We start from the raw sequence: 14301 nt of genomic DNA, 5'->3' as shown, positions 1-14301 counted from the left end.
GCAGGTCACTATTCTCTCCAGGCGTTTATCCCTTTTGCATCAATATCAATCGTCGGCATTACCGCTATTTTCCCATCATAGAAAGACGCTGAATTGCTGAATGAATAGATTTTGCCTGTCAGCCTGACCGTAATACGGTTTCCCATGCCGGATACAGAAGCATCGCCGCGATCCGCCGTCAGAAATGGCGCCGCATTGCCCAGGGCTTTCATTGGGTCACCGTCAATACGGTGATAGAGATAATAGCGATATACATCAGAATCCGTCGCACCGGCGTCCTGGTATTGGGTGACATAAAGCCAGATGTTGTCGCTAAGCGACTTTTTACTGTAAAGCCGATCATTATAAGAACCTGACGACATATACTGACTAATGCAGAATACGACGACGGTAGCCAATAGCGCGGCGGTGAGTAACCGGTGTCCCCATTTAATAGCCGTGCTTATTTGCATAGTCTATCCCTTGTTGAATCCAAAATTGATCGCGGGGATCATCTCCATAAGGCGGCTTTTGATACCAGAGTCCTCACGCCGGCTGTGACGTTCCTGCCCGACTTTGCGCCCAGCCTGCTCCCATAAACAATATATTGGGCGGAATCCCTGCGGCAGTTCCGCTAGCGCCGTAATTAAAATTGCCAAAGTTGGCCCACGCGCGATCTTGCTGTTTGTAATCCCATGGTCCGCCGTTGCGAACTCGCTGGTAAAACCAGTAATACGTTTGCGGTGTTGCCATACCACGCGGCATTCCATTTCTGCGGGCTTCTCTCATGTTTTGATGCAGAAGAGGGAAACCGCCTGAAGGCATAAGGGGAATAACTGCCATTATTTTCTCCATTTAGGGCTAAGCATTCCTTGTGCGTCGAACATTTTTAGCAAAGAAAAAGGAATAAACCAGATGAAAAATGGATATTAAGAACATTCTCACTTTATTACTGACTGAAAATATCTGACAGACAAGACGAATACTGATTTTCCGGTTTTCCACTGACGCTCTTGCCATCCGCCATTACCTACAAAAGCTGGCCGCTGCGTTAAATGCCGCATGTTACCTGCCGGGATTTCCCGCCTGTCATTAAACCGACTTATTTACTGCCTAAAATTTCCGCTCCGATATAGAGTCCCAAAGAGGATACCCCATGTTTTTTTCCCTGCTTGATAAGCGGGGTGCCGGCTTATGCCATTTTTCAAACCATACGCCAGGCGCTCCGCCAGACCATGATATTGATCGATATCAGAGTACGCATCGTCCGTTGTTGCCGAACAAGGGGGGACGATGACGACTCTCGAATCCTCTTCTCCCGCGGCCATTACGCTTGAAGGCTTATCAAAATCCTTTGCCGGTCAGACGGTGCTTAACTCAATTTGCCTGCACGTTCCGCAAGGAACGACCCTGGCGCTGCTGGGGCCATCCGGCTGCGGTAAAAGCACCTTATTAAAGTTATTGGCCGGTTTGTTGCAGCCGGACGCCGGCACCATCCATTTCGGCGATCGTCTGGTCGCCGACCATCGGCAATCTCTGCCGCCGGAACAACGCAATCTTGGCATGGTGTTTCAAGACTATGCGCTGTGGCCGCACATGACCGTGGCGCAAAACGTCGGCTTCCCTTTGCGGATGCGTAAGGTGCCGCGCGCCGAATGTCGTCAGCGGGTTGACGAGGTGCTGGCGCGTGTCGGCCTGGCTGGTTTTGCCGATCGCAAGTCCGCCGATTTATCCGGCGGTCAGCAACAGCGCGTCGGGTTGGCCCGCGCGATTGTCGCGGAGCCGCATATCCTGTTGTTCGACGAACCGTTATCCAATCTAGATCGGGATCTGCGCGAATCGCTTTGTCAGGAAATGGCGTCGCTTTTACGCCAATTGGGCACCACCGCCGTGTATGTCACGCACGATCGCGGCGAAGCAAATGCTCTGGCTCATCGTGTCGCCTACATGTCACAAGGCCAGATTACCGATATCACCATGCTCTAACACCGGGGAATAAACACAATGAAAAACACACTGTTCAAGATGACTCAACGAGGCGTAATTATGGGTATTGCTCTCTCATTAGCAGCGGTAGCTGGCAGTGCGCAGGCGCTGACGCTCTATACCGCCGGGCCGGGAGCGCTGGCGAAAAAACTGGCGGCAGGCTATGAAAAACAGACCGGCGTGAAAGTCGATGTCTTTCAGGCGACTACCGGTAAAGTGATGGCCAGGCTGGAGGCCGAACAGGCGAATCCGCGCGCGGACGTGCTGATCTCCGCTTCCTGGGATACGGCGACGGATCTACAGCAGCGCGGTTGGCTGCTGGAGTTCGATAGCCCGAATGCGGCCACGGTGCCGGCACAGTTCAAAACGCCTTACTATGTGGCGCAGGGCATTTCCGCGTTGGGTATCGTCTGGAATAGCAAGAGCGGTACGCCGGAGCCGAAAGACTGGAACGATCTGACCAAGCCTGAATTTAAAGATAAAGTGACCACGCCCGATCCCGCCCTTTCGGGCGCATCGCTCGACCTGCTTATCGGCTTGCAGAATGCTCAACAGGAGCAGGCCTGGGCGATGTTCGATCGCTTAAAAGCCAACGGCATGATTATCGCCGGTCCTAACGCGCAGGCGTTAACGCCGGTATTACAGGGCGCCAAAGCCGCGGTTTTCGGGGCGGTTGACTATGTTTCATATGGCAGCATGGACGCGGGCGAATCAATCAAAGTGATCTTCCCCGCCAGCGGCACGGTGATCGCGCCGCGGCCCATGATGATTTTGAAAAGCAGCAAAAATCAGCAACAGGCAAAAGATTTCATCAACTATATGCTCTCTCCCGAAGGGCAGAAAGCGGTGTCCGAATCCTGGCTGATGCCGGCGCGTGAGGATATCGATGCCAAGCGTCCTTTGTTTAAACAGCTGAAATTGTTGCCGGAAGGGGATAGCGCCTCGACTTCCCGCGCCGCTGTCCTGAGTCGCTTTGCCGATTTATTCGGTCAGCGCTAAGCCTGTTTATTCATTATAGATAATGAGTTTGATGACAAACCTAACCCCACCCCAACCCTCCCCTTCGCAGGGGAGGGAGAAAACCCGCTGTTTTTTAATGGGTTAGCGCCTCCCTCTGACAGGGCGGTCTCTTATACACAAATGCGGGGGGGCATGGAGGGTTTTGCCGTTACCCGGCGTAAGAAATTATGCTGAGGAGATTGCAGGCTTAGGATGAGCCCCCTGCGTCGGGCGCGTGCTACGACGCGGCATGAAAAAACGCTCTTTTCGCGCACGAAATAGCACTGAACCCACATATACCGTTATCGGGAAATAATTGTGACTAAGAGACAGCTGACAAGGGGGAGGCTGGGTGGGGGTCTTAATGGCAATATTTCGAACTTTGTCATCAGCTTGAGGAGTATTCGATGAACAAGTTTGCTTTACTGCCGTCGTTCGTGATGGCGGTACTCTTTATTCTGGTCGGCATCCCCGTATTGTTCGTTGTGCTACAGGCGATTTTTCCGCATCTGGGAGCCGGTTCGTTTTCGGCGCCTTTTACCGCCTTCGCCGAGATTCTGGCGCAGGCGCGCCTGTTCGCGCTGTTGAAGAATACGCTGTGGCTTGGACTCGGGGTCGCCTTGTGTTGTGCGTTAATCGCCATTCCTCTCGGCGCCTTGCGCGGATTATTTGCCTTACCGCTGGCGAGATTTTGGGATCTGCTGTTTTTGGTGCCGTTCCTGGTTCCGCCGTATATCGCCGGGTTGTCATGGATGCTGGCCCTGCAGCCCCGGGGTTACGCCGAACAGCTATTGCCGCTACAACCGGGCGATGCGCTATTTTCATTGCCCGGCATGATCGGCGTGATGACGCTGAATATTTTCCCGGTGGTCTATTTTGCGGTTTCCCGCAGCATGGCCGCCAGCGGCAGCCGTTTGGCGGATGTGGCGCGCGTTCATGGCGCCAACGGCTGGCAGGCGTTTGTCCGGGTGACGTTGCCGTTGGCGCTGCCCGCTACGGCGGCTAGCCTGCTGTTGGCCTTTACCCTGGCGATAGAAGAGTACGGAATCCCGCAAGCGCTGGGGTTGCGGGCGGGTATTCAGGTATTGACCACCAATATCGAGCAGCGTTTAGCGGACTGGCCTATCGACTTGCCCGGCTCCGCCGTGTTGTCTTTGTTGTTGGTCGCGATCGCGCTTTGCGCGTTTACCCTGCAGCGCGCCATTGTTGCGGGGCGTAACGTGGAAACTACGACGGGCAAACCGGCCGCGATCGTCGCCTGCCCTTTGGGGATCTGGCGTTGGCCGGTGCTGGCGCTGTTTAGCTGCGTCGGACTATTGGCGGTCGGGATCCCGATCGCATCAATGTTGGTCACCGCGTTTTCCGCCACCATCTCCAGCAGCATATCCTGGCAGAATTTAACCTGGCGGCATTTCGCGATGCTGTTTGATACGCAGAACGAAGCCTTGTCTGCGTTGACGACCAGTCTGTCGCTGGCATTGGGCAGCGCGCTACTGACGGGAGGCATCGGCTTTATGTCGTCATGGCTGGTGGTGGCGAAACGTATTCGCGGCGCGGCGCTGATTGATGGTTTGTCGTTGTTGCCCGCCGCGGTGCCGGGGATCGTGATCGGCGTCGGGTTGATTCTGGCCTGGAACCAGAGTTTTTGGCCGGTGACGCCTTACAATACCTGGGGGATTTTGCTGCTGGCCTACAGTTGCCTGTTGCTGCCTTATCCTGTCCGTTACAGTAACGCCGCGCTGGCGCAGATTGGCGCTAATCTGGAGTCCGCCGCCCGCGTGCACGGCGCCAGCGTGATGGCGGCATTGCGGCTGATCGTTCTGCCGTTGGTGTTCCCCAGCCTGCTGGCGGCAATGATGCTGGTGTTTGCCGTTGCGTCTCGTGAACTGGTCACCTCTCTTTTGCTATCGCCGGCGGGGGTGCAAACGGTCTCTATTTTTGTCTGGCGGCAGTTTGAGCAAGGCTCGGTCGGCGCTGGCATGGCGATGGCCAGCGTTGCCGTTATCATCAGCCTGACGGTGATGTTACTGGCCTTGAAGTTATCTCAGCGGAGAATGCAATAATAGTCTGCATTCGGATAATCAGACGCCGAGCCAATGAAAACAGACGGCGGTGGGATGTCCGGCGGTGGATAAATCATTACGCGGCCGGGCACCGGATGGACGCCGATCCCCCGGCCGCCGTTCAGAACGCAACATTCACGCCGGCCCAGAACGCCCGCCCAGGTTCGTTGTAGGTTTCGGCGCCGTTGCCGGTGCGGTATAGCTGTTTATCAAAGACGTTGTTGACGCCGGCGCGCAGCTTGATCTGCTTGTTAAACTGGTAGTTGCCGCTGACGGACCACAGCGCGTAGGCGCCGCGATCTTTCCCGTCGTACGGGTTTCCCTGCGAGTCGAGGCTTCTTGACTCTTGTTTGCCGTACAGCGTCGCCATGACATTGGCGTTGAGCTTTTCGGTGATGTCCCAACTGAGCGTGGAATTCAAGGTGAATTTGGGGATCGTCGACAACGCTTCGCCCGTCGCTTTGTTCTTCGATTCGATCATATAAGTCAGGTTGTTGTTCCAACTGATGCTCTCGGTCAGGTGGATGTTGAAGGTGCTTTCGATGCCCCGGACGATGGCCTTGGGAACGTTGTAGTACTGATATTCATACAGGGAGCCGACCTGAGCGAGCGGCTGAATGCCTGGCTCGACCTTGTTGCGGTAATCGTTGTTGAAGAACGTGGCGTTGGTCAGGATCGTGCCGTTGTCATATTCCAGGCCGATCTCCGAGTTGAGGCTTTTCTCGGCCTTGAGCTGGTCGTTGCCCCGGATATAGCATGGCCCGCTGCCGCCCCAGCAGCCGAAGCCCTGGCTATACATCCGGTAGTCGGGGTCGAGCTGGTAGATGTTGGGCGACTTGTAGGCGCGCGCGATGCCCGCCTTCACCATCAGGCTGTCGGACAGCGCGTACCCGACGTTCAGCGACGGATTGACGCTGTGGCCGATGATATCGTGGTGTTCGAAGAACAGCCCCGGCGTGATGGTCAGCCCGTTTTCGAGAAAGAGGTTGTCTTCCAGCGTTGCGCTGAACAACCGGGTTTTGTAATCGGGGCTGCGATCGCCGATATCCTCCGGATCCAGCGCCTGTTGTTTGACGATGTTCATATCGTGCAGCTTGGCCTGAGTATAGCCCAGGCCGAACGTCAGGCTGTGGGTGAACGGTTGCTGGAAATTGATCGTGGTTTCGCTCTTGAGATCGAGATTTTTGAGTTTGGAGGTGATGCGGCTGCGGCCGTTGGCGATGATCCCCTCGCCGTACCCGCTCAACCCTTCGTCGTAGCGATCGTTTTTGGTTTTTTCGTACTGCAGGTAGCTGGCATTGCTGACGTTGTCCCAGCGTCCGTTGTATGTGACGGAATAGACGTCGCGCGTCATGGTGTTGGTGTTGCCGCCGATTAACCCGGCCAGGCTGGTCGCGGAGCTGCTGCCCGGCAGCCCGGCCACCGAGCCGTTGCTCAACTGCGTGTCGCCCGCGTAGATGTTCCTCTGCTGGCTGTTGGAATACTCGAAATCCACCGTATGCGCGTCCAGCGGCGACCAGCGCAGCAGCACGTTTCCGTCGCGGTTCTTCACGCCCTCACGGCCGGCGGTAATGGAGGAGGGCAGGCTGCCGTCTTCCGGCCGGTTATGCAGCAGGTTGATATACCAGGCGTCGGCGTCGGTCTTGTTGTAGCCGCCGTACACGCGCAGCCCTAGCCGGTCGCCCAGCGGCGCCATCAGGTTGAAGTTGGCGCGCCGGGTGTCGCCTTCCTCCTCATGGTAGGGTCTGGAATAGTAGGTGTTGACGCTGCCGGAAAAGGTGTCGAAGTTCTTCTTGGTGATGATGTTCACCACGCCGCCGGCGGCGCCGTCGCCATAGTGAGCGGCGGCCGGGCCTCTGAATACCTCGATGGACTGCACCATTTCAGCCGGCACCCAGTTTGAATCCCCGCGCGTATCGCGCTCGTTGCGGCGGCTGAAACGCACCGAGTTGCGGCTGCGCACCGGCTTGCCGTCGATCAGAATCAGCGTATTTTCCGGCCCCATGCCGCGGATCTCGATCTGCCGGTTGTTACCGCGCTGGCCGCTGGTCGAGTTGCCGGTCAGGTTCACGCCCGGCTGTTTGCGGATGATCTCCGACAGATCGTTGGTGACGCCGCTCTTGTCGATATCCTCGCTGCCGATCGTCGAGACGCCGAGGCTTTGCTTGAGCTGTTCCTCGGCGGTGACGATCATGACGTCCTGCCCGGCCTCGTCGCTCTCGTCCTGCCCGTATGCCATAGTTGCGCACAAGGGAGAAAACAACAGCGCGATCTGTGATGAGATAATGGCCCTTTTAAATTTCATGTTGTTCTCCAAATTCCGGTTGCGCTTTTTATTTGGTTTTCATCGCGTTGATGCCGGAGCCATGAACAGGGAGATCGCCGCCATTCCGGCTCTGTTCGCCCATTCCCTGGGAAAAAACGGCCCCGGCGCGTCAGAATTCCTTTTTGATTTCGATGCCGATCTGTTTTTTCGAATACTCGGCCATCACGTAATTGCTGTTCACTTTCCGGTAATCAAACGTGAGCCTGGGCGTGAAGCCCTGCCAGCTCCAGTCGTTTTTCCACAAGGTCAGGGAAGCGGTGTAATCCTGATCCGATTGCACGACGTTGAAGAAATTCAGCGCCTGATATTCGCGCCGCACCACGCCGATCTCGGTCTGCGACGTGATGTTCAGCGGCCAGACGAAAACGTGCGCCAGCCGTGCGCCGTAGTAGTCGTAGGCGTCGCTGCGGTCTCTGGCGGTCTGTTTGCCCGCGTCGGCGCCCAGCACCAGATACTGGCGATCGGAAAGACGATGCACGACGGAAAACGATGCTGACAGGCTGTAGCCGTCCAGGTAGGTGCGCGAGTCGTAGGTTAGGCGGCCGTATTCGAGCGCGGAGATGATCTGCCAGTCGCGGTTGATGAAATAGTTCTCCTGCGCCCTGGCGCCCACCGTCTGCGAATAGGGCTCGGTGCCGAACCAGCGGTGGGCGAAGAACGGCATCAGCGAGAGGTCGTGCCGCGCGCTGCGCCAGGCGATGCCGCTGGTCAGGCGGCCGTAGACGTCGTCGTAATCGTGGTTGTCCCAGTAGGATTTGCCGAACACATAGGCCTGATTGCGCCAGTAGAAGTGGCCGTCGATCGGCGTATCCCTACGCAGCCCGGCATAGTATTTGACGCCATGCGCGGACTGACGCGCGGGCAGGGTCCAGCGGCCATAGGCGGTATCGATGTAGCGCTGGTCCGGCGCGTTGTTGACGTTCGGATCCGAGACATAGCTGACGCTGGCGTCCATCTTCCAGCCGGTCTGTCGGTCGATGCCCGCCTGGAACATCGCGATCGTCTGGCGAAAGCCCTCGGGGGTTTGACTATCTTGCGCCAGCGTGGCGAACTCCCGGCGCGCCGGGCCCAGTTGGTTATCGACGTACAGCGCGATCGCCATGCTGAAACGCACCATCGATAGCGTTTCGTCCTGATCCAGGATGGCGCGGTATTTTTCGATCGCCGTGCCGAAATCGCCGTCGTCGCGCGCTATTTCGCCCTCGGCGTAGCGAGCCATCAGCGGATCGTGGCCCGGCAGCCGGATATAGATCGGATACAGCACGCGGATGGCGCGGATGTCCTGCTTGAGCAGCGATACCATCATCATGCGGCTCAATAGCTCGGGCCTGGCCAGCAAATCCTGTTCGCTCAGATTGATGACTTTTTTCTGCTGGTGCGTCTGCGGTTCAAGCCACGACGGCGATTCGCGCCGGTTCAGCGGATCGTCGGTCAGGTTGAAGTTGCGGTTCTGCTCGGGAACGGGGGGCCGGGGAACGGCGGGCGCGTCCGCCGCCGCCGTGGCGCCCGGAACCACCGCCAGCAGCGGTGCGAAAATCCACAAATACCCTTTTATCATGTTGATTTCCAAAGCGTTGCGAAAATAGCGGCAGCGTTCCGACTGCACGCTGGGTCAATCAGGCGAGGACGAAGACGAAAACCGCGGGCCGGGACGTTATGCGTGCCGACCCGGCGGCGCGCTACGGCGTCGCCTGGGCGCCGAATGCGCCTTGCACCATGGTTTCGGCGTTCTGGTATACGCCGGCCATTTCCGCTGCATTCGGACCGTAGAAATAACCTTGCGTGGTGAAGCCGTCTTTGGTTCCGACGAAAGAGTTGCCGGTGACTCTGCCGCCTAGTTCGATGTCATCGATCGACTTGTCCATGGCGGCGATGGTGCCGGCGAACGACTTGTTGGTAAAATCCACGCTGAATAGCGCGGTGGAGGGAATGACGACGCTCGATTTGTTGGCCAGTGTGGAATAAGTGGTGGACGTCCCCGCCAGCCCGCTATAGGTGACCGAGCCTGAAATGGGCATGGAATTTTCCGGGGTCATATCGCCAAATACCCTGTTGTCGCTGCTGCCAGCAAACCACTGCGCGTATTTCAGGTTAAATCCAACGACGCTGCTCCCAATCGGCGTGCTGCCGGATGCATTTCTGCCGGGGAAATACAGGTATCCGGCATCGTACAGTGTCAGCTTGTATGCATTTTGGGTATACCTCAGCAGCGTGTAGAAATCATACAGTAAGGCGCTAGATCGACCGATGCTAACGATGCACGTATTTACCTGGCAGGCCTCGGGTATCGGGTCGTCCTGCCCGATGGTGGCGACCAGATCTTTGGTGTCATTATCATAGTAGGACACCCATCCATTGTCGTCGGCGTAGGTAACGGTAAACTTCCCGTACGCCACCGTCGCCGGATCGGTCAGCTCGTTAAGGCTCTTTTCGCTTTGGGTGATTTCATCGATGCCCGCTCCGCCGGTGGGGTACAGGCCTGTTCTGACCGTCCTATATCCGCCGGAAACGTAGACCGAGCCGGACTCATCCGAGCCGTCGTCCCCGCTGCCGTCGCCCGTCACGCCCTTGATCGCGCCATAGGCGCCGAGGAAATCCTTTTCGCTGTTCGAGAATGTGCCGGCCAGTTCATTGCCGTTGGCGCCGTAGAACTGGCCCGCGGTGGTGGTGCCGTCTTTTTCGCCGCTGAACGAATTGCCCGTGATGGCGGCGGCCAGGCTGATATCGTCAAAGCTGGTGGTACTATTCGACGAGGGAGAGAGGGTGCCGGTAAGGGTCTTGCTGCCGAAGTCGACGCTGAAGGCGGAATCGGCTTCTACGGACGTGCCGTTCGCGATATCGAAGCCGGCGCCGCTGATGATGGCGCGACCCGCGTAGGTGGCGGTGCCGGTCAGCGCCGACATAACATCGGTATCGGTGGCGAAGCCCTGAGCGAAAGCCATTTCAAGATAGCCGTTTCCCCCCACGCTGCTCGACGTGGCGTACGACAGACCCCACAGCGCCGAGCCCAGATTGACGCCGAAGTATTTAATCAGGCCGTAGTAGCCCAGGCGGTCAAGAACGTAGAAGTCGTCGCCGGCGGCAACCGCTTCTTCCAACAGTTTGGATTGGTAGCTGTATATGGGATTGTAGGTCGTGCCGTCGGCCTGCACGATAGAGTAGGTGTCGGTGAGAGTGGCCCGACTGCCGGCGATGGCGTGGGTGGTATCGGTGATGGCGCCGATATCGCCCCCCTCGCCATTCCTTTCCACATAGTTGCCGGACACCGTAAGGGCGTCGGCGGGAATGCTATCTTTCTTATAGACCAGGCCGTCGTCGTTATTGTCGCCGCCCCCGCCGGTCGTGGGCGAGCCCGTATTGAAGACCACCTCATCACTGGTGCTGCATGCGCTCAGCGCCAGATGCGCCGCCAGCGCGATAGCGGTCAGAAAAAATTTTCTCACTGTTAAATGCTTGTTCATTGTTATTGGCCACCGTTGTGTTTATCGGATCGGCGATTGACGTCCCCGGCCGCATCGGCAAATTCCATCAGCCTGGCCGGAATACGCGCAGCAAAATTCTTTGGAAAAAAACGGGGGCCATAGCCCCCGACAACTCTGCCCGCCCGTGATTCCGGGCGGATGCTACCTGGCGCGGATCACTGTTTGCCGGCGTAGGCGCCGACGATATTGGCGCTGTTATCCTGGAATACGCCGCCCAGCTCCTGCGCGGCCGGGCCGTAGAATTGGCCCTGGGTTGAGAAGTCGCCGTTGGTGCCGGAGAAGCCGTTGCCGGCGATAGCCGCGTTAAAGGTCAGGTCGTTGGTCAGCACGGTGCCGTCGGCTGCGATGGTAGCTGCCAGCGATTTGTTGCCGAAGTCGACATCGAACGACGCGCCGGTCGTCACCCTGGCGCCGCTGCTGCCGCTGCCCACGATCTGGCCGACCACCGCTCCGCCCTCATAGGATGCGGTGCCGGTCTGCGGCACCGCCGATGCCGGCGTGGCCTCGCCCTGCACGAACACGGTGTCGATCTGGCCCGCGTTGGTGATGCGACTGATATAGCTGCCGATCTTCAGGTAGTTAAATGCCTCATCCTTGCTCGCATACAGGAACTTCTTCTGCGCCACGTTGATGCCGTAGATGAATACGGCATCAGTGTCATCGATGGCGGGCCAAGCGCCAATCTCCGGGACGGTAGCATCGATCGTGACGCCATTGACCACCACCGTATTCAGGTCATCGGAGCTGATATCGACGATCCCCTGAGCCTGGCGGGTGCCGTCGGCGCCACCCGCGATGGTGGTCGCGAATCCGCTATACGTTTGCGCCTGAAGCCCGGCGCTCAGTGAGAGTGATATGACTGCGGTAATGCATAACAACTTTTTCATGACAATACCTCTAGAGAGAGTGTGTGAGAGTTGAAATAATTGTTTACATAGAACAGGTTACCTAGAACACCATTTCCAGCGCGCCGGACCGGTTGAACCCCGTTAGCAAACCTTTTGCGCTAACCGGCCCCGGCGAATAATTTTCCAAATGATATGCATTTGCATTAAGGCAGTGTAAATAAATTTACAAAATATACGTTTATATATGTCTGGATGTGTCTTTGTCTGTCCGCGACGGTGTCATTGCTCTTGCTCGGGGCGCCCGCATTGGCCGCGGACTAGTGGTTTTCACGCTGACGGGGAGGCATAGGGGGAAGCATAATTATGCGGCGGTGCCGCGAACGGGAGTCAATCGGCCGCAGCGGGCATATTCCGCGGGGCAGAAACTGGAGGATAAGCGGGCAGGGTCATGCAAATGCGCAGGCCGGGATGGGCGTTTTCGGCCCACAGGGTTCCGCCCTGCAGGGCGATCATGCTGCGTGCGATGGACAGGCCCAGGCCGAAGCCGCCGTCGCCCACGCGGGCCTGGCCGAGGCGGGCAAAGGGCAGCAAGATGTATTGCAGTTTGTCCTCGGCCACGCCCGGCCCTTGATCCCGCACCTCGATGCGCCAGACGTCGCCTTCGCGCCGGGCGGACAGGGAAACGGTCCCGTCGGGCGGCGAATGGCGAATGGCATTGCGCAGGACATTTTCCAACGTCTGCCCCAGGCCGCTGAGATTGGCCTGCACCAGGCACTCCTCCGGCTCCAGCGAACGGCGGATGCGCGACGCGTCCCAACCGCTTTCCAGGCAGGCGTCGGCTTTGATGATGTCCCACAGCATGGCGACATCCACTTCCTCGCGCGGAAGGTCGGGCGTTTCGGTGTTCAAGCGAATGAATTGCAGCGTGTTGCCGATAAGGCGCTCCATAGCGTCGATTTCATAGCCGAGGCGCTGGCGCAATATCTCGCTGTCCTGCGTCTTTTCGTTGAGACCGCGTAGGCGGCTGAGCGGCGTGCGCAACTCATGGGATAGGTTGTGCAGCAAGGTGCGTTGGAATTCGATGGTGTTTTCCAGCCGATCCGCCATGTGGTCGAAAGCATTGGCGAGCGTACCCATCTCATCCTGGCGTTGGATCATCGGCGAGCCGATCCGCGCCGCAAAATTGCCGGCGCCAAAGCAGCGCGCCTTTGCGCTGAGGCGAAAAAGCGGCGGAATGAAGATGCGGTACAGCAGCACTCCCAGCAGCATCGACAGCACTATCGGCAGCAGATGCAGCAGATTGGTCAACATGGCGAAATGACGGCGCGGATTCATATGCCACGGCAACTCCATAACCAGGCGGTGCCGCCCGTCCGCGAAGGGGATGAATATGGTCGCGGAATCGTTGTCGAACGGCCGCCCCACGCTCCAGTCCAGCTCGCGCATAAAATTGACGCGCACGCGCGCACGTCCCCGTAAAGGCTGCCCGGTCACGGAGCGCGAGCCTTCGTCAAGCACGTCCGCCCATACGTTTTCCCGATCGCGCAGCCTGGCGAGGAAACTCGCCACCCCAACTGCGCCTTCCTGCCGCCAGATTTCTTCCGCCTCGTGCGCGTAGGCGCGCAGCGTTACCTTGTCGCGGTCCGCAATGAATGCCGTGCGCTGTAATAGAAGTTCTCTTTGCTGCGTATAAAGGCCGATAAGCAGGAAACAGAACAACGTAATGATCCCCACCAGTTTCCAGAGCAGGGAGTGTCTATCGGGAATATTCATTTTGCGGCTTGTCTCATCTTGCTTTTTTCAGCACATAACCCTTGCCCCAGACGGCGTCGATACTGCGATCCACATAGCCGATCGCCTGCAATTTGCGGCGCAGGTGGCTGACGTGCATATCGAGCACGCGATCATATTGCGTGTACGGGCGGTGCAGCACCTGTTGATAGAGGAACGCCTTGCTCAGCACTTCTTCTTTGCTGCGCAGCAGAATCGCCAGCAACCGGTATTCGGTCGGCGTTAGTTCCGCCCATCGTTCTCCACACCGGACATCCTGTCTGCGCTCGTCGCAATGCAGGTGCGCATCGCCATGCGGCGGATGTTGCGCCGCGTCCCGTTCATACGCGACCCGGCGCAGTACCGCGGCGATGCGCACCTCCAGTTCCGCCATGCTGAACGGCTTGGGCAGATAATCATCCGCGCCCTGGAGGAAGCCGGCGATCCGATCGTGCTCGGAACCCAGCGCCGACATCAGAATGACGGGAGTTTTGTGAGTGGCGCGCAGCAGGGACAGGATTTCCAGGCCGTTGCCGCCAGGCAGAAGAATGTCCATCAGCAGGAGATCAAATTGTCTGCGGCACAACAGAGGGAGGACTTCCCGCCCGTCGGCGCTGAGCGTGACGTCAAACCCGACGCGACTAAGATGGTTCTGCAATACGCCGGCAAAGATGGGATCGTCCTCAATGACCAGAATACGCTGATTCCGGGGCATTTCATCACACCGACCCGCGGCGCCATCCGGCACCGGCTTGCCTGTCCTTGACGCTGGAAAACCCACGCGGGAATCCTCTTGAAACATTTCACTGCCTCATACCGTCTATCATTCGGGTAAATGGCGTGCCCCT

General features: G+C 58.0%; 11 protein-coding genes. 3 read left to right on the top strand and 8 right to left on the bottom strand.

Translation table 11 applies throughout. The annotated features are described in order from the left end of the window. Positions 1-8 precede the first annotated feature (8 nt). Together ACN28R_RS16175 and ACN28R_RS16170 are read right to left on the bottom strand one after the other, a co-directional pair. Positions 9-452 (bottom strand): hypothetical protein, encoded by a 444-nt coding sequence (locus tag ACN28R_RS16175; RefSeq protein ID WP_048636364.1) that lies wholly within the window; start codon positions 450-452, stop codon positions 9-11. 73 nt (positions 453-525) lie between these two features. Continuing rightward, positions 526-822, bottom strand: coding sequence for a polymorphic toxin type 44 domain-containing protein (locus ACN28R_RS16170; protein WP_236840149.1), 297 nt, complete (start codon positions 820-822; stop codon positions 526-528). 450 nt (positions 823-1272) lie between these two features. On the opposite strand from ACN28R_RS16170, the gene ACN28R_RS16165 reads away from it, so the two are divergent. The 3 genes from ACN28R_RS16165 to ACN28R_RS16155 all read left to right on the top strand — a co-directional run bounded on the left by ACN28R_RS16165 (position 1273) and on the right by ACN28R_RS16155 (position 5027). Continuing rightward, positions 1273-1965, top strand: a complete 693-nt coding sequence (locus ACN28R_RS16165) for an ABC transporter ATP-binding protein (RefSeq protein WP_048636363.1) — start codon at positions 1273-1275, stop codon at positions 1963-1965. An 18-nt stretch (positions 1966-1983) separates the two neighbouring features. Further along, positions 1984-2964: an ABC transporter substrate-binding protein gene (locus ACN28R_RS16160; RefSeq protein WP_095834939.1), complete on the top strand. Its 981-nt coding sequence runs from the start codon at positions 1984-1986 to the stop codon at positions 2962-2964. Between the two features lie 407 nt (positions 2965-3371). Beyond that, a complete protein-coding gene (locus ACN28R_RS16155; protein WP_095834938.1) occupies positions 3372-5027 on the top strand; it encodes an ABC transporter permease in 1656 nt (551 codons plus the stop codon). Positions 5028-5148: 121 nt separating this feature from the next. Here the strand turns inward: ACN28R_RS16155 and ACN28R_RS16150 are convergent, their stop codons facing one another. The 6 genes from ACN28R_RS16150 to ACN28R_RS16125 all read right to left on the bottom strand — a co-directional run bounded on the left by ACN28R_RS16150 (position 5149) and on the right by ACN28R_RS16125 (position 14255). Beyond that, positions 5149-7332, bottom strand: a complete 2184-nt coding sequence (locus tag ACN28R_RS16150) for a FepA family TonB-dependent siderophore receptor (protein WP_048636360.1) — start codon at positions 7330-7332, stop codon at positions 5149-5151. A 130-nt stretch (positions 7333-7462) separates the two neighbouring features. Then, positions 7463-8911 (bottom strand): surface lipoprotein assembly modifier, encoded by a 1449-nt coding sequence (locus ACN28R_RS16145; protein WP_186364035.1) that lies wholly within the window; start codon positions 8909-8911, stop codon positions 7463-7465. Positions 8912-9032: 121 nt separating this feature from the next. Continuing rightward, complete coding sequence (locus ACN28R_RS16140) at positions 9033-10796, bottom strand: transferrin-binding protein-like solute binding protein (protein ID WP_183096826.1); 1764 nt, start codon at positions 10794-10796, stop codon at positions 9033-9035. 194 nt (positions 10797-10990) lie between these two features. Next, positions 10991-11722, bottom strand: a complete 732-nt coding sequence (locus ACN28R_RS16135; RefSeq protein ID WP_095834935.1) for a transferrin-binding protein-like solute binding protein — start codon at positions 11720-11722, stop codon at positions 10991-10993. A 348-nt stretch (positions 11723-12070) separates the two neighbouring features. Further along, positions 12071-13456 carry a HAMP domain-containing sensor histidine kinase gene (locus ACN28R_RS16130; RefSeq protein WP_048636356.1) on the bottom strand — a complete coding sequence of 462 codons (1386 nt, stop codon included), beginning with the start codon at positions 13454-13456 and terminating at the stop codon, positions 12071-12073. A gap of 13 nt (positions 13457-13469) precedes the next feature. Continuing rightward, positions 13470-14255, bottom strand: coding sequence for a response regulator transcription factor (locus ACN28R_RS16125; protein WP_197088961.1), 786 nt, complete (start codon positions 14253-14255; stop codon positions 13470-13472). Between the last annotated feature and the right edge of the window lie 46 nt (positions 14256-14301).

It is taken from the genome of Brenneria goodwinii, assembly GCF_002291445.1.
Taxonomy (GTDB): Bacteria; Pseudomonadota; Gammaproteobacteria; order Enterobacterales; family Enterobacteriaceae; genus Brenneria; species Brenneria goodwinii.
Note: the sequence above shows the minus strand (reverse complement) of the source record. Positions and strands in the feature narration are given on the sequence as shown.